Here is a 24,421-nt window from a genome sequence, read left to right as displayed (position 1 = left end):
CTACTTACCTCCTAAATCAGTTTGGCATCAGTTAATTTTCCAAGTAGCTTGTTAACGGTATCGCGCGTTGTTGTTCCTTCAATCATTTCTCCCTGACTTCGTTGCGGCGGTGCAAATACGCGATGAACTCTTGTTGGCGAACCATTCAAACCGATTAAGCTACTATCTATATCGATATCATTTGCCGTCCACACGGCAATCTGAGTTTTATTAGCTTTCATCCGTCCTTTTATGGTAGCTAAACGTGGAACATTTATAGATTTTACAACGGTTGCCAACACGGGTAACTTTGTTTCAAGCACCATATACCCTTCTTCGTGCTCTCTTTGTATTGTCACCACATTACCGTCAACTTCGATCTTTGCTACATAAGTGACCACTGCTATTCCCAATTGTTCCGCTAACTCCGGGCCCACCTGAGCAGTATCACCATCAATGGCTTGTTTACCACACAGAATCATATCCACCTTTCCGAGTTTTCGGATTGCCGCAGCAAGTGTGCGAGCCGTAGCAAGTGTATCGGCACCGCTAAAGGCCGCATCACTGATAAGAACGGCATCATCTGCTCCTATTGAGAGACATTCCTTCAAGGCTGCATCAGCCTGATTGGGCCCCATAGATATTACAGTTACTTTACCACCGTGCTTTTCCCGTAATTTGAGCGCTTCTTCCAGTGCATTTTTGTCAAATGGACTAACAATCGCCGGTATACCTTGGCGAACAAGCGTGTGATTTTGGGGATCAACTTTAACTTCGGTCGTATCCGGTACTTGTTTTACACATACAACAATATTCATTCCTGTGTACTTCCTTTCGTAATTCTCTAATCTATCGTAATAAAGCGGCCGAAATAACTATTCTTTGAACCTGATTAGTACCTTCATAAATCTGTGTTATTTTAGCATTGCGCATTAGGCGTTCTACTGGGTATTCCCGACTGTAACCGTAACCGCCGAAAATTTGAACAGCATCAGTGGTAACTCGCATCGCTGTATCGGATGCAAACATTTTGGCCATGGCAGCCTCTTTGCTATAAGTCAATCCCTGATCTTTCAGCCAAGCAGCATGATAAACCAAATGCCGTGCCGCTTCTACCTGAGTACTCATATCAGCAAGCATAAAAGCAATCGCCTGATTTTTACACAAGGGGTGACCGAACTGTTCGCGCTGTTTGGAATATTTAATGGCATGATCAAGCGCCCCCTGAGCAATTCCCAGTGCTTGCGCAGCTACACCAATCCGTCCGCCATCTAAAGTTTGCATAGCAATTTTAAAACCTTCTCCTTCTTTACCAAGAAGATTATCTTGGGAAACCCGTACATCTTGACAAACAAATTCCATAGTAAGCGACGTATGAATGCCCATTTTATGTTCTTTTTTCCCAAAGCTAAACCCGGGTGTTCCCTTTTCAATAATAAAGGCCGAAATCCCACGTGATCCCTTGTTTTTGTCAGTCATCGCAAACACAACATAAACCTCAGCTTCACCTGCATTGGTAATGAAAATTTTGCTACCGTTAAGAATATAATCATCACCATCTTTGACTGCAGTCATTTGCTGCGCTGATGCATCTGTTCCGGCATTCGGTTCAGTAAGACCAAATGCTCCCAATTTTACTCCTTGAGCCAATGGCTCAAGATACTTTTTCTTTTGCTCTTCGGTTCCAAACGCAAAGATTGGCCACGAGCAAAGCGAGACCGAAGCTGACAAGGTAATGGCCATCCCATCATCAACTCTAGCAATTTGTTCAACACTTAAAATATAACTAAGAATATCGCCATCTGCCCCGCCATATTCACTTGGAAAGCAGATCCCGGCAAAACCCTGGTCAACCATTTTATTGGCAAGTTCTCTCGAAAATTCTTCCTTTTCATCACGTTCGGCAACAGTTGCTGCTAGTTCTTGCTGCGCAAATTCATATGCCGCCGTCTGGATTGACCTTTGATCTTCATTCAATGCAAACATCGTAGTAAATCCTCCTAATTATTTTTTTAAAAATTTCCTTTCGTAGAAGTCGGCTGATAGTTTATACTTTTACCCGCTACGATTCGGCAGCTTTCAAGCAATTAATGGGCCACAAATTGGTACACCGACCTCATATAAACCGGGTAAAAACATTAAGTTCTGTTTCCAAAGTCAAAAATTACTATCAAACCGCCCTCATACCAGAATAGCCGCGGCAATAAACTTTAGCAGTGCCCCCTACAGGACGACATGGCCGCCAGATATAACACTAGCTAGCCAAAGAGACTTCTAATTGCCATAGATGCATTAAAGCTATCTCTCCTTATTGGGATACATGGCGCAGCAACAGCGTATAAGTATTGCTATTTGTCCATATATTGTTTTGGCAAAATTCCCTCACCATTAGCTAACTAGGATTTTTTGCAAACATATTTATTAAAACCCTATCTTTGTATATTAATAATAAGCGTCAACTCGCGTTAATTAATTAAAAATTTTCCCTGGATTTAAAATGTTTTGCGGATCTAGAGCACTTTTAACTGCTTTCATAATTTTAAGCTCAAGTGGATTTGTAAATAATTCCATCTCTTTAATTTTTTTGGAGCCAATTCCATGTTCACCAGACAGCCTGCCTCCCAAGCTATAAATAAAACCATATAACTCTTTATGGAATTCACCAAGGGTGTCATTCCATACTTCATCTGGAATATTCATTTTCAGGGCATTAACATGGATATTACCGTCACCAATATGAGCTGCTGTCGTTGTCGCTATCCCATACTTATTTTCCAATTCCGGGAGTTTCTTCATTAAGTCTGATATTTTATCTACAGGAACGACAATATCTTCAGCATAGTAAACCAGGCTATCAGCCCGTGCTGCTTCGGCAAAATTTCTTCTTGCTTTCCAAACTCGTTCTTCATCAGCTACCAGTACCTCAGCAGCCCCAACTTCAGTGCATAATTCGTCAACAATAGCTGTTTGCTGGTCTACATCATCCTCATTAAAGCCTTCAAGGGTAACAATGACATAAACTCCCTTCTTATCGGTGTATGGCAAGTCTATTTTCAAATACCTGGCACAGCTTTGAATAGCCTTGTTATCCATAAACTCCATACTTGTTGGTGTAATTCCAGCTTTAACAATTTTATTAGGAAGACTTAAAGCCTTATCTATATCCGTAAAAATTGCTAATAAATCCATACTATGCGTAGCCAGAGGCTTGAGTTTGAGCGTTACTTGAGTAACTATTCCCAGTGTTCCTTCCGCCCCTACCAATAATTGTTCCAGAGCATAGCCTGTACTTTTCTTAGCCAGTCTGCTGCCAAGGGATACGATATCCCCTTGAGGCGTTACTACTTCCACTATATAGACCTGGTCTCTCGTTGTTCCATATTTAATTGCCCGGTTGCCGCCTGCATTTGTTGCAACATTCCCACCAATTTGGCAGCTTTCACTGCTGCAGGGATCACCGGCATATAGCAAGCCGCGCTTTTTCGCTTCTTCTTGTATTACACTTGTACGAACCCCGGCCTGAGCGGTTACGTACAGCGAGTCTTCATTAATTTCAATAATCTTATCCAACCGGTCAAGCACTAAGACAATACCGCCAAAAACCGGAATGGCACCACCGGCTAAACCAGTACCCGCCCCCCGCGGAGTTACCGGCACAATATATTTATTGGCCAACCGGATAACCGCCGCAACTTCTTCTGCATTTCCAGGAAAAATAACTACTTCCGGCAAATGATGATATTTGGGGTTCGCCTCTTCATCAGTTTTATATACCTCAAGCTTGTCAGGATCAGTGGATACATACCGGGAACCTAATATATTTTCCAGCTCACTAATTAGCTCAGGCGTTACCGCATTATATTTGCTCATCCTTAAAACCTCCATAGTATTAAATAACTTCTATATAAATTCTATTTACATCAAAAATCTTTTGGGTTGTCTGTAATGCATTGCTAATAACAACTACCATTCTTCTATAATTAGCCTTAAATTTGTAACTAATCTACCCTTATGTCTTATTCTTGTCAGTCTTCCAATAACAAAAGTTTTTTTATAATATCTATTGCTGCAACCTTACAATAGCCAGTAGTTGTTATCAGCCAATGTCATTAATGAATTTACTACAATCCAGCAACCGTTTTGTAAAAGGATCTGCTATGCGCCAATTTTTTTATTAAAGTCAATAAATAGCGGAATAATCCCCAACGCAATTGCTAAACCAACAAATAACATCAGTGCCCAAAAATAGGAACCAGTTGTACCAACGATGAAACCAACAACGATAGGTACGATTGCACCGCCGAGATTACCCCAAAAGTTCATAGCACCGCCAACCGCTCCAGAATGCTGGCGTGGTGAAACAATAGCAGGCATACTCCAGTAAGTGCATCCAGCCCATTTTTCAAAAAACATAGCAATTGTTAATAACGCAACGGCAGAATATACATCAGTAACAACACTAAGCAGGTACATTGGAATGGCGATTAATATTCCTAATACCGGTAAAAGCTTATGCAAAACAGAATTTGAATCAGCACCGGCATTTCTGCGCCAACGGTCAGTCAACGCGCCACCGCCTAGTCCGCCTAATACGCCAACACCATAAATAATAAAGATAGCACCGCCAAGACCTTTGATATCCAGATGTTGTGTAGCCGCTAAATAAAGAGCTCCCCACGTCATCAGGCCATACCAAAATGCATCATACGCAAAAAAGCCTAAACATACGCCCCAGAAACTCCGGTCCTTGAGATACCCCTTTAAAGCTGATCCGTCTTGCTCTTTAGCGTTCGCAGCATCAATACCATCTTCCTCTTCAAAGGCTTTTCTAAGATATTCACGTTCTGCTTCATTTACTAACGTACTCGTTTCCGGTGTACCAGAAACTAATTTCCGACACATGAGAACAACAAGAATTGTCAAAACGCCGGTTCCAAAAAGGGCTCCCCGCCAGCCGTCAAGCCAGACCATAAATAAAGCGCAAAGCGGAGCACCAATTGCATTACCGATAGCAGAACCGGCATCAAGCAGAGCAGCACCGCGTCCCCTCTCAGTAGAGGTCAGCCAAACAGACTGCAATTTTCCACCTGCCGGATATATTGGCGATTCCGATATACCTAATAAAACTCTGATAAGAATAAATAATTTACTACTTGAAACTATCCCTGTGAGGATTTGAAACCCCCCCCATAAAACGCCTGTCCCAACAATAATCTTTCCCGGCGAAACGCGGTCGCACAGCCAGCCGGCTGGAAGTTGCATCAAAGTATAACCCCAGAAAAATGCGCTGAATACAAATCCTATCAGCACTGGGCTAAAACCCAAATCGGATTGAATGGCCGGCATCAAAACTGAAATAACAGCCCGGTCGACATAGTTAATAGAGCATAAAACCAAGATCGAAAAAAATACGTACCAACGAACATTTGTAGGTTTAGACAAGCTCACATTCACCGATTCAGTTTTAGTTGTACTCATATTTATTAATCCCCCTACCTTTTTAATCACCCTTCGTCATTGTCTACGCAATAGAATAAGCTTTATAAAAAGCCAAGATAAGTTCTGCATAAAGAATTATGAGTATTAGTGTAGTTAATGTGGAATTTTCTGTTTTTTCTTAATATTAATCCCCCTTTAAAGAAATGATTTAAAAAATACTTTTGTTATTGAATTACTCATCCCTCATTTCTATTGATAATTATTCTATATATAGAACAAAATTAAAAACCGGTTTTTAAGTATTACCATACATGTTTCTTAGCTCACTCTAAAAATAGCTAAGATTCTTAAATCCATACTTTTCTGAAGTTTCAATTGTCAAATCAATAACAAATGATTTGTCTTTATATCTTTCAATATTTTTAATTAATAGAATAAAGCATGATTTTATTATTCCATTTTTATTATTATAATTACTACATTTTCGGTATAACTCCTTCTTTTGTTTTCCGATTTTTTAAGTTTTTTTTAATTTTTTATACTAATTTAATATTTTTTTTGCAATTTTATACTATTTTACGGAATTTTGTTGTCCGTTTTTAGAAAATAATCAAAGATTCTTATTTATATTTTCGGGATAATATGATTCCATTTTCGATGATGATTTGAGTAATGTGCTAACTAAAATACCTTTGAGAAAATAAAAAACTGCCTACTATGTTTCTCAACACAGTAGGCAGTTTTTAAACTTTACGAAAATATTTTTTTATATTCTTGGGATATGTTCTGGGCCGTATCGATTACCTTCGGGATAAGTTTATTTATGGTTTCCTCATCCATTCTAACATTAGGAGCAATAACACTCAGCGCAGCTATTACTTTATTTCCAATTCCATATATTGGACTTCCAACACAACGCAAACCCAAATAAAATTCTTCATCATCAATACCATACTTTCTCTGGCCAATTTCTTTGATTTTTTCAATTACTTTGCTTCTATCCGTAATAGTAAACGCTGTACGTGCATCTAATACTTCCGGCAACAATAATTCTAACTCTTGGTCTGTCTTATCAGACAGAAGACTGCGTCCTAATGATGTACAATAAGTCGGATAAACGTCACCAATGGTAAAATGAGGACGCAGTAGTTGTTTTGACTCTATAAGCTCAATATAGCTACACATATCATCATGACGAAGAGCCAAATTAACATTTTCTCCACAAAACTCATTTAAAGTAATCATATGTTTTTTTGCTTGCTCTTTCCAGTACACTAATTTTTCACTTTTAGGATAAAACAATAATATCTTCGGTGTTAAACGATATTTTTTATTATCAGAGTTTTGATAAAGATAGCCTTTCATCTCCAGCGTGTGTACAATTCTTTGAACACTGCTGCCCGGGAGATTCGCAATATCCCCTATTTCAGTTATCCCAAATTCATCTGTATCTTTAAAACATTCTAGAACACTTAACCCATTGGCTAAAGCGTTAATATAATCACTTTTTCCCTCATTCTTTTTCATAATAATCTCCCTATCTAACAGATATTTACTTTATATACTATATTATAACAAACGTAATTAAGATGCAAATTCTGTTATCATAAAATAAGGATAGTGTCAAGATACTGTCAGTATTAAAAAGAAAAAGGTTCATTGTAAAATGAAATACAACAGAAAAACTAGACAATCATAGCGAAAACCCGAGCATGATAAAGATGAGAAAATCAACATCATATGGAGGGTTTAAGCTATGGTTGTCTACCACAAGAATAACACATCCACACGATCTCTTAAACATTTAAGTCTCGCTGAAAGAGGAGAGGTTCATAGAAGACCTAAGATGCAGTCAGTACGTAAAAATAAGCGTATTTTAGGAGAAAGCATTGAACAACCGGCCAGAGAATGTAATAACCGCCAGAGCTTTGGACTAATCCCCACAGGCTTTAACAACAAGCCCGTCTTCCTTGTTTTTCATATCAAAATCATTTGCCAACAAAGCTACTTTCCTGTAATCTTCGCAAGTACTTCCTGTATAATATCCACTCCACCGTAAATGACGACGTTTTTGCCCACTACCACCGACAGTCCTTTGGCGTCCGCCACTTCCTTGATTGCGGCGTTGATCTTATCGGTGATCGGCTTCAGTAGTTCCAGATGTTTCTGCTCCACCCGCTACCCGAGTTGCCTGTCAAGATTCTGCTTATCCGCATCGCTCAACCCGGCTGATTTGTCGGCGAATTCCTTTTTGGCCGCGCTTCCTGCTCACTTCTAAGGGCGTCATTGGCTTGTGCCGTTTCTGGCTGCTGGTTAAGCAAATACAAATAATCCACCACCCCGACCAGGGAAGCGTTCGGCGCAGCTTGAACCGGTATGGTGCCGAATGCCACAGCCATAAAAAATACCATAAGCAGGGTTGCCGAATACATCTTTTTTTGTATAAACATGTCTATTCCTTCTTTCTGCCACTAATCAATATCATGCCTGTGTAGGCTCCGGTTCCGTCTTGAGTTCCGCCGAGCCATCTTCTGCCGCTGTCGGCGGATTTTGTTTTAATGCCCCCGGCGGCTATAAGCTGCTTTATATTGTATAGATATTGCAAGATAAGTATTTTTGTTAGCATTTCAGGTTCTTTGGCAGGACGCCCCGTATCCTTACAGTATGAATCTTTCAGTAATAAAATTCGATATTGGGATGGATTTGTTTGCTATGCCTATTTTTAGACTCAAGAGGGACAACACCTGCCAAAGGCCTTCAGCAGACTCGGTGACCCCTTGATACGTATTTTGCCTGTAAGAAGGGCGGGAAGCAGGCTTTTTTCCTTCGCCAGGAAACCAAGCCAGGTTCTGGCATCAGCCCTTAGAGCTAAGTCGGGTTTGCCATGAAGACCACTGGACACCTCGATTCTTTGGTTGGAGATGACAACCGTGGCTGAAAGCGTTTCTTCGCCAGTGAAAGATAAGTGATACCTCGCATCAATTCCAGCTGATTGTTTACGCTGGAAAAGCTGGGGCAAAACAATTTGCGGTGACTGAGTCCCCATTGCAAAATGAGAATTCCAATTTCTTGTCCAAATGTCCAACAAAGATGCCTTTTCATAGCCTTGTTTCCAAAATAAGTCTATGGCTTTCTGGAGATATTTTTCACTTGAGCAATGATGGGATTGAATACCAGATCAAATGCCTTTGTTTAACCCTTCCCGTTCAGTTGCTGATGTGCTTTCTTTCCGTAGACGCGTTCATAAGCTTGACAATACGGACATAGCTTAGGTTCGACATTTTTTACGAACCAAAAGGCTGCTCCTGACTGCTTTTTGCGAGCATGCTTGCATACCGGACAACCAGTGAGACAAAATTTTGCCATCTTGCGATCCTTTTCTGTAATCTCCATCGCGCACCTCCAAATATTTATTTCTACACAACTCAACTCATTATTCCTTCTAGGCAATAATCCTAATAATGCTATAAGGCGACTTACTGCCCGCAAGCTCAGTCAGCAGCTCGCGGGCCTGACCAAGGTTCGTGGCGACGACTGCTTGGACGGGATTGCCCGCCACCGTGAACGTCTTAATATTTATCTTACTGTACATCTCCCATTTTACAGGTGAGAACAGGCCGTCACACTTAACTTCGGCGGTACCGAAGCTGTCAAGTTCCGTGGGCCGGATTCTTGCCAGATTGGCGCCGGTACGCATGAAAACGCGGTAAAGCTCTCTGGCATTGACTGAGAAATCCACGCTGTCGGTTTCCGCGGCCTCGGCGGAGTTCTCGTTGTCTGCCGTTATTGAGATCGTCCTTATGTTTTTCGCGTCCAGCTTGTTTTCGTCGGCAAAGGTTGTCTTGACATACTGCCCGAACTCCTGCTGGGCGGAATTATAAACCAGCAAGTTACCCGTAAGCTGCGGGAAATTACGCTTGACGAACTTTTCGGCGGCATAACTGTTTGTAAGGATAACGGTGCCGCTTGCAAGTCTTTTTTCAAGCTCTTTCTCCGCTTTGGCCTGAGCTTTGGCGAGGGCAAAGTCATCGGACACCACATAGTCCACACCAATCTTGCGAAGACCGGCGGTAACGGTTTTGATATCCGCTTGGGGCGTGCTCAGCTTAAACAGCGCTGCCAGCTGAGCAAGGACATTGGCTGAAATCTGTGCCACAGTGGTGACGCCGTATTTGTGCGTGTTGTAAAGCATTTCATCCTTGTGTTCAAGCATGAAAATCGCGCCTGTCGGGCAGACATCAGCACATCTGCCGCACTGGACGCAAGGGCTTTCTGCCATGCTTTTACCCATTTCGGGCAGGATTTTGATTTCAGACCCTCTGTGTACGACGCACAGATTATGGACAGCCTGGACGTCATTGCAGACGTCAACACAACGGCAGCACTTGATACACTTGTTGGGGTTGCGGCTCACAGAGCCGGTAGATGTGTCCAAAGGTTCTGTATTCGCTTCAATCACAAAAGGCAGATAATCCACCTTGTATTCGCGGGCCAGAGCCTGCAGTTCGCAGAAACCGTCGCGCACACAGTCGCAAAAAAAGCACATTTCACAAAATTTCGGGTCAAGGTCATCGCACTTGCTGCTGCCTATTCTCATACAGTGGTGGCAATCCACAGCGTGGCGTGACAAAAGAAGTTCCAGCGTCATCTTCCTAGACTTGCGGATTGCCGGTGTGTCGGTACGAACCACCATGCCTTCGGACACCTTGGTGGCGCAGGCAGGCTGGAAAGTTCTGGATTTTTCCACCTCAACTATGCACAGACGGCAGTTTGCCCTGGCGTCTATGCCCTTCAGGTTACAAAGTGTGGGTATCCTGATTTCAGCTTTTAAAGCAGCCTCAAGGATGGTGCTGCCCGCGGGAACCGACACCTTTTTGTCGTTAATTGTAATATTCACATTTCCCATTTGACTACACCTCCTGTTTGCTGATTTTTGCGCGAAAATCTTCAGGGAACAGCTCCATTGCACTGGTCACAGCGGCAGTCGCGGACTGTCCCAGCGGGCAGAAGCAGGACATTCCCATCATCTCCGACAGGTCTTTAATCTGCTCCAGATCCTTCTTTGAGCCCTTGCCGTCCGCTATATTTCTAATGAGCTGGGCGGCTCTGAGTGTACCCTCGCGGCAGGGGGCGCACTTACCGCAGGATTCGTGATTGAAAAATTCCGCGATGCCAACCAGAATATCCACGATGTTGTGGCTGTCGTCGATAACCAGTATCGCGCCGGAGCCGAGAGCTCTGCCGATAGCCCTCATGGAGTCGAAGTCAACAGAAGTGTCCAGCTTATCCGGGGTCAAAAAGCCGCAGGAGCTTCCGCCTACCTGAATAGCCTTGAGTTTGCACCCGTTTGCAACTCCGCCGCCGAAGCCGAAGATGACGTCCCGGAGTGTGACATTGGTGGGTGCCTCAAAACAGGCCTTGTGGACTATGTCGCCACTTAAAGAGAAAACCTTCGTCCCGGGGTATTCGGGAGAGCCGATCGCTCTGAACCATTCCGCGCCCTTTTCCACGATTGCGGGAACGGCAGCAAAGGTTTCAACATTATTTACAACTGTAGGCTTTGCACGGAAGCCTGCAGTCGTGGGGAACGGGGGCTTTAAACGCGGCTCTGCTCGCTTGCCCTCGAGAGAATTCAACAACGCTGTTTCCTCGCCGCATACATAGGAGCCCGCACCGGAGTGAACTCTAACTTTCACCTCAGCGCTAATTCCTTTTTCTTTCGCTTGAGCGATGGCGTTTCTTAGCAGTGAGATGGAGTGTTCATACTCGCCGCGGCAGTATATATAGCATTCCTTTGCGCCGATGGCGTAGGCGCAGATTAGAACACCCTCAATAACGGTGTGCGGGTCATTTTCGATGATGGTTCTGTCCTTATAGGTTCCGGGCTCACCCTCGTCGGCGTTGCAGACAACGTATTTCTCGCAGCCTTCAGCTTTAAAGGCACTGCTCCATTTAAGACCGGTATTGAAGCCCGCGCCGCCGCGCCCGCGAAGCTTGCCGGCGTCCTCCAGCGTGGATATCAGCTGGGCTTTGTCCATCTGTCTGGCCATTTTCAGCGCCTGATAGCCGTCGGCGTTTATATAATCGTCAATCGAGTTCGGATTGATTTTTCCAGCATTCCTAAGGGCTATTTTCATTTCCTTAATCATTTGTCAAGCCCTCCTTTCAATAACTCAGTCACCTTTTCGGGTGTCATGTCTGTATATAGCTTTCTGTTGATTACCAATGAAGGCGCAGCCTGACATTGGCCAAGGCATTCGGTATAGCCGAAGGAATAGTTTCCGTCTTTGGTCGTTTCTCCGATTTTGATTCCAAGAGCCTTTTCGACTGCCGCTATAACCTCTGCCGAGCCGGCTACATGGCACGGCGCTCCGTGGCAGATTAAAATCTCCGTCTTTCCTTCGGGAGGCGCGAGTTTAATCATGCTGTAAAAACTCGCGGTCTCATACACTTCGGAGGAGAACATATCAAATTCTTTCGCCAGCGCTTCGACAGCCTCGCGCGTCAGATAGCCATCTTTTTCTTGCAGAGCAAGCATGGCGTCAAGGATCCCGCCGGATTCCTTTGTTCGGGTTATTACTTCTTTGTATTCTGCTTTCATTTCCCCACCGCCTCTGCAGCTTCTACCTTGCACGGTATATAGCGTAAAAAAGGATTGCCTGTGATCGAATCAAGATCGACAGATCTTGCTAAAGTATTTACACCCTCGCCGATTGTCTCGCCATTGAATGTAAACCCAAAATGATGCGGAACAAAGAAATATCCTCTTGCTATCTGATACGAGGTTTCAACAGGTGCCACAAGAGTTCCGCCCCTTGTTGTTACCCGCACCTTCTGACCTTCCACGAATCCGCATTCTTGAGCATCCTCGGGATTCATCGCAAGCGTATACGGCTGGCGATAAACGTATGTTGCCGGATTGCGCATAACGCCGTTGACGCCTCCGTCGGAATGTCTTCCCGAACTGATTACGAACGGATACTCAACATCGCCGTCCAGCTCCGCTTTTTCCTTTTCCGGCGTTATATTCTGAATATAATCGTTTATGACGTCATTATAGAGATGGAACTTCTTGTCCTTATGGGTGATATGTCTCAGATTTTCCTTGTCGTTGTCAGTAATTCCGATCACGACGCCTTCCGGGTGATCGTCAACTGCCTGAAACACATTGTCCATTATGCAGATCTTCTTTAACGGCGGCAGCAGCTGCAGCAGACGATGCTTCTTTCCTGCAGTAAACCCAGCTCGTTTGATGATGTCTGTTCCCGCCAGGGGAGACGTGATCAGGACTGCCCACATCATTGATTTGGTGGGAGAGCCCATCGCTTTTCCCAGCGTCTCCGCTATAATCAGCGGCAGGATGTCAAAATATTCTTTGTGTTTCATGACAAGCATAAGGAGTTTAGTAAAATAGATGACGCGATCACCCTCAGCCGCTTTATACAGAGAATTGGGAATCGGGGGAAGCAGTCCCATCGCTTTAGCGATACCGAGCCATATTTCCCCGTCTTCTTTTCTCTCTCCGATCTGTCCGATAAACGGATGCTTCAGCTGACAGACGGTTTCCGGATATGTTACCTGAAACATATTGAAGTCGTAGGCTTCATAGGCGGTTTTCCCCGGAAGAACATAATCCGCGTGTCTGGCTGTTTCGGTCATAACGATGTCAATGACAACCAGGAGATCAAGCTTGTCAAGCGCTTTTTCGATAGCTTTTGAATCGGGATAAGACCGCGCCGGGTTTGTCAATGAAGTAAACAGTACGCGCAAATGTTCCGGATTGTCGCTCAGGATTTCCGTAGAAAGAACGCCTTCCGGATAAACTCCGAGAACAGGAGCTCTGTCTGTTTCTACTGTGTGCCATACTTTGGGATCATTTTCGTCTGTATGATCTCCCATATTGACAAAGGTGTTAGCAACAACACTACCGCCCTTAACGAGCGCCTTCCCGGTAATAACCATCAGCATTAACAGCAGATAATTGTTCAGCGTATTATGCCGGCCCATAAACACCCCAAGATCCGGATGCGTACCCCAATTTCTCGTCGCCAGTATTTTACCGAATTCTCTCGCCTGTTCGTACGGAACGCCGCAAACCTTCAGCGCTCCTTCAATATCAAAGCCTTCAAACCAGGATTTAACTTTATCGAAGTCAAGAACTCTCTCATCTATAAACTTTTGATCCTGCCAGCCCTCGCGGATTATCAGCGCAATCAAGGCACGTATAAGCAGTGAGTCAGTTCCCGGCCGCAATGCAATGTGCATATCTGACATTCTCGCCGTTTCCGATAAACGAGGGTCAACAGTAATCACCATACGGTCTGGGTCTTCGGAAAACTCGCGGGTCACCTGTCTTGACCTGTTGAAATTATGCGCGACATATGAATTGCTGCCCCAGAAAATAAGCACATCGTTGTTTTTTTCATCCGGTTCCGGAACACTTAACTGACTGCCAAATATCTTGCCGCAGCTCCACCAAAACCCCATAAATTCAATACCTATCGGATTATAGTAATATTGCGTACCTATTGCTTTTTTAAATAGTGTTAGCCCAATCGGAGCTTCACCTTGTGCGGAAGCCAAACCACAGCCGGCAAGTGCAAATGTCCGCGGACCGTACTTATCAAGTATCTCTTTCGCCTTCGCCCCGATTTCACTATACGCCTGCTCCCAGGAAATCCTTACAAACTCTTTGCCCACCCGTTTCAGCGGGTAGTCGAGCCTATCGGCATTGTCCTGATAATATTTTGCCGCTCTGCCCTTTCTGCAGCAATAATCTTTTGATTTGGGGCTGTCTTTGTCAGGACGTACATTAACGATTTTATTGTTTTCCACCTCCATCTCCAGACCGCAGCTTACAGCGCACATATTGCATTGTGTCTTTTTCCATTCGCCCATGAAATTATTACCTCCTTACTATAATGGTCTCTGGTTTGATAAAAATCTTTCCGATTTCGCCAATCAGCGATACTGCAGTTGAAATCGTTTGTAGAATGCTTAAATTTATTGGCATTGTATCGAATTTTAAAATTTACGTGGTCATTTGTATCCGCTAATTGTTTGGTCAACTACTGTTTTCATTAAAGATGCTCCTTAAATTTACTTTTTGCTAAACCTATTAAACAAAAAACTGTTCAGATTCCGGAACTTTCCGAATACGTTCTTCAATTTTTTCTCTGTAACCATCCAACATATTGACTGGAATAATGCCGCACTTCTCATAACCCAATTCATAGGCCTTTTTTTGGATCATCTTCTCCATTTTCATCAATCCTTTCCTTATCATACCCACAATAGGTACACCATTTCATTTTATAATTGTTTCTCATCAAACATAACCACATTGCTCTCCTCTTGGTTCTTTCTCTAAATGATCTATATCATTTGCTTTAGAAAAGGACAGGTTGAAGAAATTCAATCTGTCCTTTCTGAAGTTGCGTTTATAAACAAGATTCTGGGTATCGTAGCTTGATATTCTGGCGAACAATAGGATAGTTTTTACTTTTAGTAAAATTTTGCATCAGAAACATTTTCATCGATTGATTCTGTTTGAGCGTCTTTAAATGTTGCACCTATTGCTTTTTCCTCCTTTTTTTGAGTCCATTGACAGGACAATCGTTGTCTAGTGAAGATTTCCAAAATTCTTTGCAGCGTCCGGCTTGATCTTAAACCAGATAGCGTACATCGCAGGCAGGAAGATCAACGTCAGCACCGTGCCGGCAAAGGTTCCGCCAATCAGCGTGTAGGCCAGCGTCCCCCAGAATACCGAATGAGTGAGCGGAATGAAGGCCAGAATCGCGGCCAGGGCCGTCAGGATTACCGGACGGGAACGCTGCACCGTCGCCTCGACCACGGCTTCGAAAAGCCCCAGTCCTTCCTTTTCGTTCGTGTGGATCTGTCCGATCAGGATCAGCGTATTGCGCATCAGGATTCCCGACAACGCAATCAGTCCCACCAGGGCATTGATGCCAAAAGGCTGCTGAAACAGCAGCAGGGTCGGCACCACGCCGATCAGTCCCAGCGGACTAGTCGCAAATACCATGATCATGGCCGATATAGACCGCACCTGCAGGATAATAGTCAGCAGTGTCAACATTATCATAATCGGGAACAGCGGGAACATCGCCTTGGTGGCTTTGTCCGACTCTTCGATGGAGCCCGCCTGCTCAATCCGGTAGCCGGGCGGCAGCTTCTCGATGATCGGTTGTAAATTCTTCATTACAGCGGTAGATACATCCGGTGGCTGCAGCCCCTCGGCAATATCACCGCTCACGGTAATCGTCGGTGTGCGGTCACGCCGGCGTAGGATCGGATCTTCCATACGCACGTCGCTGCTCCCCACCTGCTGCAGCGAAATGCGCTGCCCACCGGCCCCGGCCAGCGTGAAGCCAGCGATTTTTTCCGGATCAAACCGTATATCGCCCGCCGCGCGGGCAACGACCGGCACCGTGCGAATGTCCTCACGCACTGAAGTAACCGATACGCCGCTGATTAGGAACTGGAGCTGCTGGGCGGCCCCGCTCGATGTCAGGCCGACAGCCTGCAGCCTGTCCTGCTGAAGCGTAAAGTGCAGGACAGGCGTGCGCGATCCCCAGTCGGTGTTGACTGTACGCATCAGGGGACTGGCATCCATCACCTGCCGCATCTCGGCCGCAATGGCGCGCAGCGTATCCGCGTCCGGCCCCATAACGCGAAAGGCTACCGGGAAGGGCGAGTACGGACCAAAAACGAGTTGGGTAACGCGGACGCGCGCCTCTGGCGCCAACCCATCAGCAACGGCCTGGCGCAGCCTGAATTTCAGTGCCTCGCGCTCATCCTGATTATCCGTACGCACTACGATTTTGGCAAAGGAGGGGTCGGGCATCTCGGGCGCCATGGCCAGGTAGAAGCGCGGCGCTCCCTGCCCCACGTAAGCAGTCACGATCTTCGCCTCAGCCTGCTGGGCCAGCCAGGCTTCAATTTTGGCCGCAGCGGTGCTGGTCTGTTCAATGGAACTGCCATAGGGCATCTGCACCTCAACCAGAACCTCGGGACGGTCGGAGGTCGGGAAGAATTGCTTCTTCACTGCACCCATGCCAAGCATAGCGAACACAAAGGCAACAACTACGGCCCCGGCAACAAGCCACTTGCGCCGGATGACACTCCCCAGCAGGCGGCGGAAACGGTTGTATTTCGGAGTATCGTAGATGGCGGCATGGCCGCCTTCAACCTTCTTAATCTCCGGTAACAGCTTGACGCCTATGTAAGGGGTGAACGCGACGGCAACAACCCAGGACGCGATCAGCGCAGTGCCCACAATCCAAAACATGTTGCTAGTGTATTCACCGGCTGTAGACCGGGCAAAGCCATTCGGCATGAAACCGATTGCGGTCACCAGGGTACCGGCCAGCATGGGGGCGGCGGTATGGCTCCAGGCATAGGCAGATGCGGTGATGCGGTCATAGCCTTGCTCCATCTTCACTACCATCATCTCAATGGCAATGATGGCATCATCCACCAAAAGCCCCAGCGCCAAAATTAACGATCCGAGCGTGATGCGGTCGAAATTTTTGCCGGTGGCAGCCATGACGATGAATACGGTGGCCAGCGTCAGCGGCACTGCCGCTGCGACCACAATGCCCACACGCCAGCCCATGCTCAAAAAACTCACCAGCATTACAACACCGAGAGCGACAAAGAACTTGAGCATGAATTCGTCGACTGCCGAACGAATGTTGACGGCCTGATCCGTCACCTTGGTCAGGCTCATTCCCAGCGGCAGCCCGGTATTGATCGATGCAACCTCCTCATCCAGTGACTTGCCCAGGTCAAGACCGTTCCAGCCCTCGCGCATCACGATGCCCAGCAATAGTGCCGGCTCGCCGTTGCTGCGGATAAGGAAGGTCGCCGGGTCCTCATAGCCGCGTTCGACCGAGGCGATATCTGACAGCTTTATAGTCCGGCCCTGAGCCACCACCGGCGTGTCGCGGATCTTCTGCAATTCGTCGAAGGCCCCGTCGAGGCGGATAAAAACCTGCGACCCGGCCGTCTCAATGGAGCCGGCGGGCGTGATGGCGTTCTGATTGTTGAGGGCGGTAAAGATATCTTGCGGAGAGATCCCCAATGTCGCCAGCCGCTCATGGGAAAATGACACAAAGATGCGTTCGTTCTGCTCGCCAACGATATTCACTTTCTTTACTCCCGCTACGTGCAGCAGACGCTGACGCAACGTTTCGGCTTCCCGCACGAGCAGACGCTGGGGTTCCCCTTTAGCCTTCAGGGCGAACAGCGCGAAGGTCACGTCCGAGTACTCGTCATTCACCAGGGGACCGATGATGCCGGCAGGAAGATTGCTTACCTCATCGCTTATCTTTTTGCGCGCCTGGTAAAACTCTTCCTGTACCTCGGAAGGCGGCGTGCTGTCAAGCAGGTGCACCGTAGTGAACGCCAGTCCGGGCCGGGTATAGGTCTCGGTCCGATTGTACCAGCGCAGTTCCTGCATGCGTTTTTCCAGTTTTTCCGCCACCTGATCCTGCATTTCCTGGGCGGTGGCTCCCGGCCAAGCCGTGATAACGGTCATCGACTTGATCGTAAAGGCAGGATCTTCTGCACGCCCCAGCTCGAAAAAAGCAATAATGCCGGCCAGGGAAATGAGGATGATCAGAAACAGCGTCACCGAGCGTTCACGGACGGCAAGGGCCGACAAATTCAAGCCGCTCATAGCTGACCCCCAATTCTGGGAGCCGGATTAGTCTCCGCCACCCGCACCAAGTCGCCTTCGCGCAGGAGATGAGCCCCGAGTGCGACGACGCGGTCACCAGCATTGAGATTACCCGTAACACGCACGGCCTCATCATCCAAACTCCGGATCTTCACCGGGCGCCAGTTGACGCGGGCAGGCTCGCCGTCAAGCACCCAGACACCCGGGCCTTCGCCCGGATCAAACAGCGCGCCCGCCGGCACCTGCAGGTCGGTTTGTGGCAACGCATGATCTTGAGCAAGTTGAATGGTAACAGTCGCGCCAAGAGGAGCATCAGCCAGCGCGTCTTCCAGAACATACCGCGCCTCGAAGGTACGGGTAAGTTGATCCGCCGCGTTCGAAAGCTGCCTGAGTCTTACCGGGACAATCAGCTCTTCCTTACCGTAGAGCACTGCGCGGCCTACGGAGCCCACTGCGGGACGCAGTGTTTCCGGCAGCCGGATGACGGCTTCCCTTTGGCCAGCATGCGCCACGCGCACCACCACCTGGCCGGCGCTCACTACTTGACCGGGCTCGGCCAGGGTTTCCACCACAACGCCATCAGCATCGGCGGACAATATAGCGTAGTCGGATGCGTTTCTTGCTAACCCGGCCTGAGCCGTGGCAGCACTGAGCTGCGCCTTAGCCTCATCCGCCGCCGCTTTCATCTGATCGTAGGTCGAGGCCGGCACCGCTCCGGTCGCCAGTAAAGCGCGATACCGGACTTCCTCTTGTGCCGTCTGCCGCGCCCGCGCCCGTATGGCCGCGACCCCCTCTTCCTGTGCCTGCACCGCCAGCCCCAGATCAGTCGGATCGATTCGCATAAGCGGTTGTCCGCGCCTGACCGTCTGGCCCATATCAACAAGACGTTCCAACACCTTGCCCGATACGCGAAAGCCCAAGTCGCTTTGCACCCGCGCAGCTACGATTCCTGTAAAAGACCGGGGCGCCGATACGGCATTTTGAACAGTTGCGACCCTGACCAACGGTGCCTGTGTACGCGGATCAGGCTGTACCTTCCCGCTGCATGCAGTCAAGACAAGCGATAACAGACCAATAACGGCAAGCAAAGCAAAGCGGCGGCCGGTTTCATTTGGGCAGCGGCCCGGACGTACTGGGCTAAATCGCTTCCATTGTCTAAAACCTACACTAGAATCATTACTCATTCCTTATCCTCTCCTGAATCAGAATTCTATATATAAATGCGCAATTGAGTAAATCACATCATCAACCGGATATTGGTAATAAGACGCCACCTGGCTTCAAGGGCTGTGAAAACACCCGCCGAGTTACCCTTTCTAGGCAAAGCACTCGCCAAAGGCCTTGAACAACTTCATCGATCCTTTAATGCGGATCCTTCTGAAGATTATTTCCTTTAGTATGGACGTTTCTTTATGAAGCACGCGCAGCCAGGTTTTGGCATCTGCATTGACTTGTACGTCTGCGACACCTACGTGTCCTTGATTAACTTGAATCGTTTTGTCTTTGATGACCACTGTCGCCTCAATGCTCTCGTTTCCGGTGAATGTGAAATGATAGGTTGCACACAGTCCTTCGGACTTGTGACGCTGGAAGCCGAGCGGCATCGACGCGATAAAGGCGGCTATGGACGCTGGTCTGATACCATTACCTACGCGCTTTATCTTTTTATGCGGGAACCTCCTTAGGACATGGCTTTCTGCGTCTGAGCCTGGGAGGACGTAGACAGTCTCTGTCTTTTGTTGAAGAGGTTTGACCACAGTTTCGATAAATTTACTCTTGTCAGCAAGATACTGCGGGATCACTTCGTCGCCTGCCGGGCAAACTGCCATACAATACACTGATTTGTAACACGGTTTGTACGTCATACTCTGCCACAGCGAAACCGTTTCAGCGTCGCTTACTCTGGACCGGTATTCGGCTCCGTTCTTGCTGTCTGCAACATTTTCAACCCAGTCTGAAAATCCGCCTAGCAGCTCTCGATAGGTATGTGTGATACAATTCATAAAATTGAAGACCCCATCCGTACCGATGGCTCCTGTGGGACAGGCAGCCGAGCAAATCTTACAGTCCAGACAAGGGTTATAGGTCAGAGGACTACTGTACTCGTCCACCTCGGTATCAATAAGCACAGTATTGATCTGGACAAAACTCCCGAACACTGGATGAATAAGAAGGCGGTGTAGGCCCATCTTTCCAAGGCCGGCGGCTACGGCTATGGGCTTGTAAGATATTTGTAGCTTGCCTGGCCATTGGTCCATTTCCATTGGAAACCCAGCTGCAGGGGCTACTGCACGAATGCCTTTCCGTTCGAGAGCTGCTACCAATGCGTGGGCAGCGTGGTTCAGCCGTTCTTCCACCTGGTGCAACTCGTGACTGGCAATGGAACGTGCGGGACTTCTCAGATTTTCTCTGTTGATCCGTCCGACAAAACTAATAAGCGCCTTAGTCCAGGGGAATACATTCAGAATGTCCGCTTTTTGATCAGCTAATGCCGGACGATCGATCTCGACAAAACCCACATCATCAGCGCCTAATGCAAGGCACATCTCGCGCAAATGCACGGCATTGAGTTTTGAGCCGGTTGCTTGAGGTGCCGTTGACGCCTTTCTTTCGTTATAGCGTTTTATCGACGGGTGGTCATTCGTATCCGCTAATTTTGTTTGGTCAAATACTGTTTTCATTAAACTTGCTCCTTTACATTTATTTTTGAGAACAATCATTCTCATTACTGCAAAAAAATTCATTCGTTCAAAATTGCTAAGGAAAAATCCGCTATCCGCTGCAGCTTTTCTTTGCTAGCTGAGGTTCTTGCAAGTACCCGAATCCCCAGCAACGTATTCTGCAAGCTTTCTGCCAAAATTTCAGCATCATAATCACATCGAAATTCACCTGCTTGCTGTCCTTTGCGAATAAGATCCGCAAGAAGATGCTCTAATTGCATAAATGCTTCTTTCGCCTTTTCTTCTACCTCTTTATCTCTGGGTGCCATCTCAGTTGCTGAGTTTACAAATAGGCAACCCAATGCTCTATCCCCGCTTGCTTCAATCATAAAATCAAAGATGCACTGTATAGCTTGTTTTGCCGTTTCTGCGCGTGAAATTTCAAATTTTAGTCTGGCTTTTATAAATTCGCCGAAACAATCTATCGCTTTTAAAAACAATGTATGCTTATCACCGAAGGTATCATATAAACTTCTTCGATGAATTCCCATATGCTCTACCAAGTCATTCAAAGATGTCTTTTCATAACCTTGTTGCCAAAATAATTCCATGGCTTTCTGGAGAACTATACTTTCCTCAAATTCTTTGCTTCGTCCCATTACTTTCCCTCCTGTTAATAGAATAATAACATTTTGGGAACACTCAGTAAAGAATTATTTTCGTATTCGCATCATAAAGACGGTTATGCCTAACAAAGAGAGGCGACCTTGGCTATCCTAAAGCTGAAACGTCAATCATGCTCCTTTTGTTTCGTAAAAGTCTAAAGGTATGCACTGAAAAACCGGTTTTTCGTATGACACAATATGAATCATTTGTCCAGAACAAACGACCTCTACTCTTCCGACCTGCCGACCTTCCCAAGCCCAGTCCTGCTTCAGCTCTGCTATAATCAGATTAATTTGTTCCGGTAGCAGCGATGGATCTGTCGCGACTGGGATTCCTTGAATAATAGTAGTAAGCATTTTTCCACCTCCCACATAGTGATTTTTTTTTGTAGATATTTTCCTAGTTTTAACTAAGCGTGATACAATACAATATATGCCTATATAATACAATGACTATCTTGACACTGTCAAGATAGTCATTGCCTGAAATATTGAAAGGAGATACAATGGACAGTAAGCATCCTGGAATTATGATAACACCGAAAGACCAGTCACATTATCATCATGGAAATTTGCGGGAGGCACTCATTCAAACCGCGTTGCAAATTCTTTCTATTGACGGTGTTGCCGGTTTGACGCTGAGAAAAGTAGCCAAGGCAGCAGGCGTATCTCATGCCGCGCCTGCCCATCATTTTAAAGATAAGACCGCCCTCGTTGCCTCGGTTGCGGCAGAAGGATTCCGGATCTTGTCAAAGGAATTGGTTGCCGTAGCCAATATTAACCAGGACTTTAAAGAACAACTGATCCAGTTAGTGAGAACCTATGTGGGTTTTGCCCAACGGGAAGTTGAACTGTTCCGCCTGATTTTTGGTCCTACAGCCCCCGATTACAGGGAATATCCGGAACTGTACGAGGCAGGTATAGAGTGTTGGAATACGGTGGTTCAGCTTATTACAACGGTTATGAAAGATCAGAAGATAACAAATTGCGAACCCGATTTGCTTGCTTTCAGCATTTGGGCTCACACGCAGGGGATCGCGAGCCTAATTGTCAATCAGGCTGTTATTCCGCCGCATTTAATACCTATAAAAGGAGCAATGCTGGATAAATCAATAGAGTTGCTGATTGACGGGCTCATAGCGGCATCCCAGAAAAGTCAAAAAACTCCAGCTGGCAAATAGGAAAATATAATTTGTAATTAAACTAGTGTTAAAAGAAGGGCTTTTGACCTTTCTGTGTGTACTTATGTGTTCAGATTGAAAAGTAAAGCAGTGATATAATCGTACAGTTTTTATATTGTCATAGACGTTCTAAACGAAGCGAATGCGTGTTAGGGGTGCCCACCTTGCACGAGGTGAGTACTGCATTATGCAAGACTGGAATGGCTTTTCTCCTACAAAAATTGCTTACGTACGTTTTGCTAATAACCCCCCTGCTTGTATGAGCACTATCTCATGGAGGCATAAATCTTTCATAGATTGAAAATTTACGCACTTTCTTTTTAGTATTATACCCATCCCGTTGTGTCTCCCGTTTGTGCAGTCATAATTATGGCTCTTACAAGGCATCCCTCTAAAAAAGCCAGACATTCAAACTCCAAAAAGAGCGAAGCATTTTTATCAAACAAAATCCGAACTTCACAGGGAAATTCATCATCACCATCATGATAAATAATTTGCAGGGGGATTTTCGGCAATACTTTTAGATACCATGAATAGGCATCCGATTTCAGCTTGCCATCAAAAATCCCACCTAATCTGTACATGGTTTCGCTGAATGCTTCATAGTTTCTATTGAATGCTTTACCTAGCGGGTCAGTCATCCATTTTGTATTTGTGAGTATTATTCCCAAGTCGCTATGATAAGAAATCGGCACATACGAAAATTCAGGCTCACCCATGCCTTGGGACAATGTGTAATACGCCAGCACACTACGGTTGTTGACATTAACCGGCTTACCGTCCGTCGGATTAACACCGCAGGAACTAATCTCGTATTCCCGTCCAAGAAAATTGACAGAAACGGCACCATCCGATCGAAGTGATAGACCAAGCCGTTCAGCAACCTCTGATAAATCGCATCTACTCAATTTAGGTATTAGGTTTTCATAAATTTGCTCATAGCCACTACTCATAAACGCTCCTTTCATTGAGCACCGCTAATGCTCTACTCACACGCTTACTTTTCTCCCCATATTTTTCTACAGTCCGCTGATGCTCGGAAAAGATATCCTCACCGGCAGTCATCCATCCACAAGTAAAGTATAAAGTACCTATTTCTTCCTTGCTTAGGCAGTTATATCGTTCTCGCGACCCCAGAAATAGGGATATGCAATCGTGAACTCGCGGTATAATTAATGGACTAGCCCCCGCTTTTCTTGCTCTGTTTTTACAGTAAGAAGTTCTTCCCGCATGACCTCACAGGCAATTATTTTAATTGTCATATATAGCCTCCGCGGCGCAGTACTGGCACAGCGACGGCATGCCAGGCACTTGCCTGTTTTTGACCGGACAGTAAAACGTATTGCCGTAGGCAGTCATACCGGAATCGGTAAACAATATCCGGTTATAACAGCCAAAACTCTGTCTTATGGCAACCTCATCCACACCCCAGCCCGGATCGAAAAGCTCCCGCCATTTAAGCATCCACCCGGAAGTCAGGTAAAAAGTCCGGGAATCCATCCCCCCCTCCAGCAGGCCTTTGCCCATAACCAATTCAACACAGTTGGACTGGTCAAACCTGACGATCGGATACTCCTGCAGGAATAAATCAAATTCAGGATGACATTTCGAACCATAGAGCAGAATAATCCGGTCTGCGTCTGAGGCGTCCAAGGCCTCCTGGACAGCTGTTTTCAGTTTTTTTAAATCATTATGCAGATTGATCGGCAGGTAGGTTTCAGTAAGTTCACAATCAAACAGCTTTTCCGCTTTAATCTGAGCTAAAACCTGTCCCAGCTCCGGCTGATAAATCCCGCA

Annotated in this window: 22 protein-coding genes and 3 pseudogenes; 1 reads left to right on the top strand and 24 read right to left on the bottom strand. The window is 46.3% G+C overall.

Features of this window, described 5'->3' with window-relative positions; genetic code table 11:
* Nucleotides 1–11: 11 nt before the first annotated feature.
* The 21 genes and pseudogenes from BLR65_RS25000 to BLR65_RS24910 all read right to left on the bottom strand — a co-directional run bounded on the left by BLR65_RS25000 (nt 12) and on the right by BLR65_RS24910 (nt 21,800).
* Nucleotides 12–797, bottom strand: a complete 786-nt coding sequence (locus BLR65_RS25000) for an electron transfer flavoprotein subunit beta/FixA family protein (protein ID WP_093796967.1) — start codon at nt 795–797, stop codon at nt 12–14.
* Between the two features lie 31 nt (nt 798–828).
* Nucleotides 829–1,965 carry an acyl-CoA dehydrogenase gene (locus BLR65_RS24995; RefSeq protein WP_093796965.1) on the bottom strand — a complete coding sequence of 379 codons (1,137 nt, stop codon included), beginning with the start codon at nt 1,963–1,965 and terminating at the stop codon, nt 829–831.
* A 483-nt stretch (nt 1,966–2,448) separates the two neighbouring features.
* Nucleotides 2,449–3,849, bottom strand: coding sequence for an FAD-binding oxidoreductase (locus tag BLR65_RS24990; RefSeq protein ID WP_093796963.1), 1,401 nt, complete (start codon nt 3,847–3,849; stop codon nt 2,449–2,451).
* 285 nt (nt 3,850–4,134) lie between these two features.
* Nucleotides 4,135–5,457, bottom strand: a complete 1,323-nt coding sequence (locus tag BLR65_RS24985; protein WP_093796961.1) for an MFS transporter — start codon at nt 5,455–5,457, stop codon at nt 4,135–4,137.
* 711 nt (nt 5,458–6,168) lie between these two features.
* Nucleotides 6,169–6,945, bottom strand: a complete 777-nt coding sequence (locus BLR65_RS24980; RefSeq protein ID WP_093796959.1) for an IclR family transcriptional regulator — start codon at nt 6,943–6,945, stop codon at nt 6,169–6,171.
* Nucleotides 6,946–7,422: 477 nt separating this feature from the next.
* Nucleotides 7,423–7,593: an OmpH family outer membrane protein gene (locus tag BLR65_RS24975; protein WP_093796957.1), complete on the bottom strand. Its 171-nt coding sequence runs from the start codon at nt 7,591–7,593 to the stop codon at nt 7,423–7,425.
* Nucleotides 7,594–7,637: 44 nt separating this feature from the next.
* Complete coding sequence (locus BLR65_RS24970; RefSeq protein WP_093796955.1) at nt 7,638–7,868, bottom strand: hypothetical protein; 231 nt, start codon at nt 7,866–7,868, stop codon at nt 7,638–7,640.
* Nucleotides 7,869–8,002: 134 nt separating this feature from the next.
* Nucleotides 8,003–8,098 (bottom strand): annotated as a pseudogene (locus BLR65_RS31105) (transposase); the annotation flags it as partial.
* 48 nt (nt 8,099–8,146) lie between these two features.
* Nucleotides 8,147–8,464: an SCP2 sterol-binding domain-containing protein gene (locus BLR65_RS31945; protein WP_093796951.1), complete on the bottom strand. Its 318-nt coding sequence runs from the start codon at nt 8,462–8,464 to the stop codon at nt 8,147–8,149.
* Between the two features lie 146 nt (nt 8,465–8,610).
* The gene (locus BLR65_RS24955; protein ID WP_093796949.1) at nt 8,611–8,811 is read right to left on the bottom strand and encodes a hypothetical protein; all 201 of its coding nucleotides are present in this window, start codon (nt 8,809–8,811) and stop codon (nt 8,611–8,613) included.
* A 49-nt stretch (nt 8,812–8,860) separates the two neighbouring features.
* Nucleotides 8,861–9,565, bottom strand: a pseudogene (locus tag BLR65_RS31940) ([Fe-Fe] hydrogenase large subunit C-terminal domain-containing protein); the annotation flags it as partial.
* Between the two features lie 69 nt (nt 9,566–9,634).
* Nucleotides 9,635–10,324: pseudogene (locus BLR65_RS31935) on the bottom strand (2Fe-2S iron-sulfur cluster-binding protein); the annotation flags it as partial.
* Between the two features lie 4 nt (nt 10,325–10,328).
* Complete coding sequence (locus BLR65_RS24945) at nt 10,329–11,567, bottom strand: complex I 51 kDa subunit family protein (protein WP_093796945.1); 1,239 nt, start codon at nt 11,565–11,567, stop codon at nt 10,329–10,331.
* The gene (locus tag BLR65_RS24940) at nt 11,564–12,019 is read right to left on the bottom strand and encodes an NADH-quinone oxidoreductase subunit NuoE family protein (protein ID WP_093796943.1); all 456 of its coding nucleotides are present in this window, start codon (nt 12,017–12,019) and stop codon (nt 11,564–11,566) included. Before BLR65_RS24940 ends, BLR65_RS24945 begins: the two co-directional genes overlap by 4 nt.
* Nucleotides 12,016–14,316: a molybdopterin-containing oxidoreductase family protein gene (locus BLR65_RS24935; RefSeq protein WP_093796941.1), complete on the bottom strand. Its 2,301-nt coding sequence runs from the start codon at nt 14,314–14,316 to the stop codon at nt 12,016–12,018. Before BLR65_RS24935 ends, BLR65_RS24940 begins: the two co-directional genes overlap by 4 nt.
* A gap of 220 nt (nt 14,317–14,536) precedes the next feature.
* Nucleotides 14,537–14,680: a hypothetical protein gene (locus BLR65_RS30115; protein ID WP_169717065.1), complete on the bottom strand. Its 144-nt coding sequence runs from the start codon at nt 14,678–14,680 to the stop codon at nt 14,537–14,539.
* A 360-nt stretch (nt 14,681–15,040) separates the two neighbouring features.
* Nucleotides 15,041–18,118, bottom strand: a complete 3,078-nt coding sequence (locus tag BLR65_RS24930) for an efflux RND transporter permease subunit (protein ID WP_093796939.1) — start codon at nt 18,116–18,118, stop codon at nt 15,041–15,043.
* Nucleotides 18,115–19,302, bottom strand: coding sequence for an efflux RND transporter periplasmic adaptor subunit (locus tag BLR65_RS24925; RefSeq protein ID WP_093796937.1), 1,188 nt, complete (start codon nt 19,300–19,302; stop codon nt 18,115–18,117). Before BLR65_RS24925 ends, BLR65_RS24930 begins: the two co-directional genes overlap by 4 nt.
* A gap of 132 nt (nt 19,303–19,434) precedes the next feature.
* On the bottom strand, nt 19,435–20,799 hold the full coding sequence (locus tag BLR65_RS24920) for an SCP2 sterol-binding domain-containing protein (RefSeq protein ID WP_093796935.1): 1,365 nt from the start codon (nt 20,797–20,799) through the stop codon (nt 19,435–19,437).
* Between the two features lie 59 nt (nt 20,800–20,858).
* Complete coding sequence (locus BLR65_RS24915; protein ID WP_093796933.1) at nt 20,859–21,437, bottom strand: TetR/AcrR family transcriptional regulator; 579 nt, start codon at nt 21,435–21,437, stop codon at nt 20,859–20,861.
* A gap of 135 nt (nt 21,438–21,572) precedes the next feature.
* On the bottom strand, nt 21,573–21,800 hold the full coding sequence (locus BLR65_RS24910) for a hypothetical protein (RefSeq protein WP_093796931.1): 228 nt from the start codon (nt 21,798–21,800) through the stop codon (nt 21,573–21,575).
* Nucleotides 21,801–21,949: 149 nt separating this feature from the next.
* On the opposite strand from BLR65_RS24910, the gene BLR65_RS24905 reads away from it, so the two are divergent.
* Nucleotides 21,950–22,624: a TetR/AcrR family transcriptional regulator gene (locus BLR65_RS24905; protein WP_093796929.1), complete on the top strand. Its 675-nt coding sequence runs from the start codon at nt 21,950–21,952 to the stop codon at nt 22,622–22,624.
* A 326-nt stretch (nt 22,625–22,950) separates the two neighbouring features.
* On the opposite strand, the gene BLR65_RS24900 is transcribed toward BLR65_RS24905, so the two are convergent.
* The 3 genes from BLR65_RS24900 to BLR65_RS24890 form a co-directional block, all read right to left on the bottom strand.
* Nucleotides 22,951–23,577: a DUF3786 domain-containing protein gene (locus BLR65_RS24900; RefSeq protein ID WP_093796927.1), complete on the bottom strand. Its 627-nt coding sequence runs from the start codon at nt 23,575–23,577 to the stop codon at nt 22,951–22,953.
* Entirely contained in the window at nt 23,570–23,794 is a 225-nt protein-coding gene (locus BLR65_RS31930; protein ID WP_373657747.1) for a DUF1638 domain-containing protein, read from the bottom strand. Before BLR65_RS31930 ends, BLR65_RS24900 begins: the two co-directional genes overlap by 8 nt.
* 81 nt (nt 23,795–23,875) lie before the next feature.
* A partial coding sequence (locus tag BLR65_RS24890; protein ID WP_093796923.1) for a DUF1638 domain-containing protein occupies nt 23,876–24,421 on the bottom strand: 546 nt, incomplete at its 5' end.

It is taken from the genome of Sporomusa acidovorans (assembly GCF_900101845.1).
GTDB classification, from domain to species: domain Bacteria; phylum Bacillota; class Negativicutes; order Sporomusales; family Sporomusaceae; genus Sporomusa; species Sporomusa acidovorans.
This window is presented reverse-complemented; position numbering and strand designations above follow the sequence as displayed.

Excerpts from the sequence above, each read along its gene's own strand:
- BLR65_RS25000 (WP_093796967.1), bottom strand. The coding sequence starts at position 797 with ATGAATATTGTTGTATGTGTAAAACAAGTACCGGATACGACCGAAGTT.
- BLR65_RS24995 (WP_093796965.1), bottom strand. The coding sequence starts at position 1,965 with ATGTTTGCATTGAATGAAGATCAAAGGTCAATCCAGACGGCGGCATAT.
- BLR65_RS24990 (WP_093796963.1), bottom strand. The coding sequence starts at position 3,849 with ATGAGCAAATATAATGCGGTAACGCCTGAGCTAATTAGTGAGCTGGAA.
- BLR65_RS24985 (WP_093796961.1), bottom strand. The coding sequence starts at position 5,457 with ATGAGTACAACTAAAACTGAATCGGTGAATGTGAGCTTGTCTAAACCT.
- BLR65_RS24980 (WP_093796959.1), bottom strand. The coding sequence starts at position 6,945 with ATGAAAAAGAATGAGGGAAAAAGTGATTATATTAACGCTTTAGCCAAT.
- BLR65_RS24970 (WP_093796955.1), bottom strand. The coding sequence starts at position 7,868 with ATGTTTATACAAAAAAAGATGTATTCGGCAACCCTGCTTATGGTATTT.
- BLR65_RS31945 (WP_093796951.1), bottom strand. The coding sequence starts at position 8,464 with ATGGGGACTCAGTCACCGCAAATTGTTTTGCCCCAGCTTTTCCAGCGT.
- BLR65_RS24955 (WP_093796949.1), bottom strand. The coding sequence starts at position 8,811 with ATGGAGATTACAGAAAAGGATCGCAAGATGGCAAAATTTTGTCTCACT.
- BLR65_RS24945 (WP_093796945.1), bottom strand. The coding sequence starts at position 11,567 with ATGATTAAGGAAATGAAAATAGCCCTTAGGAATGCTGGAAAAATCAAT.
- BLR65_RS24940 (WP_093796943.1), bottom strand. The coding sequence starts at position 12,019 with ATGAAAGCAGAATACAAAGAAGTAATAACCCGAACAAAGGAATCCGGC.
- BLR65_RS24935 (WP_093796941.1), bottom strand. The coding sequence starts at position 14,316 with ATGGGCGAATGGAAAAAGACACAATGCAATATGTGCGCTGTAAGCTGC.
- BLR65_RS30115 (WP_169717065.1), bottom strand. The coding sequence starts at position 14,680 with ATGGAGAAGATGATCCAAAAAAAGGCCTATGAATTGGGTTATGAGAAG.
- BLR65_RS24930 (WP_093796939.1), bottom strand. The coding sequence starts at position 18,118 with ATGAGCGGCTTGAATTTGTCGGCCCTTGCCGTCCGTGAACGCTCGGTG.
- BLR65_RS24925 (WP_093796937.1), bottom strand. The coding sequence starts at position 19,302 with ATGAGTAATGATTCTAGTGTAGGTTTTAGACAATGGAAGCGATTTAGC.
- BLR65_RS24920 (WP_093796935.1), bottom strand. The coding sequence starts at position 20,799 with ATGAAAACAGTATTTGACCAAACAAAATTAGCGGATACGAATGACCAC.
- BLR65_RS24915 (WP_093796933.1), bottom strand. The coding sequence starts at position 21,437 with ATGGGACGAAGCAAAGAATTTGAGGAAAGTATAGTTCTCCAGAAAGCC.
- BLR65_RS24910 (WP_093796931.1), bottom strand. The coding sequence starts at position 21,800 with ATGCTTACTACTATTATTCAAGGAATCCCAGTCGCGACAGATCCATCG.
- BLR65_RS24905 (WP_093796929.1), top strand. The coding sequence starts at position 21,950 with ATGGACAGTAAGCATCCTGGAATTATGATAACACCGAAAGACCAGTCA.
- BLR65_RS24900 (WP_093796927.1), bottom strand. The coding sequence starts at position 23,577 with ATGAGTAGTGGCTATGAGCAAATTTATGAAAACCTAATACCTAAATTG.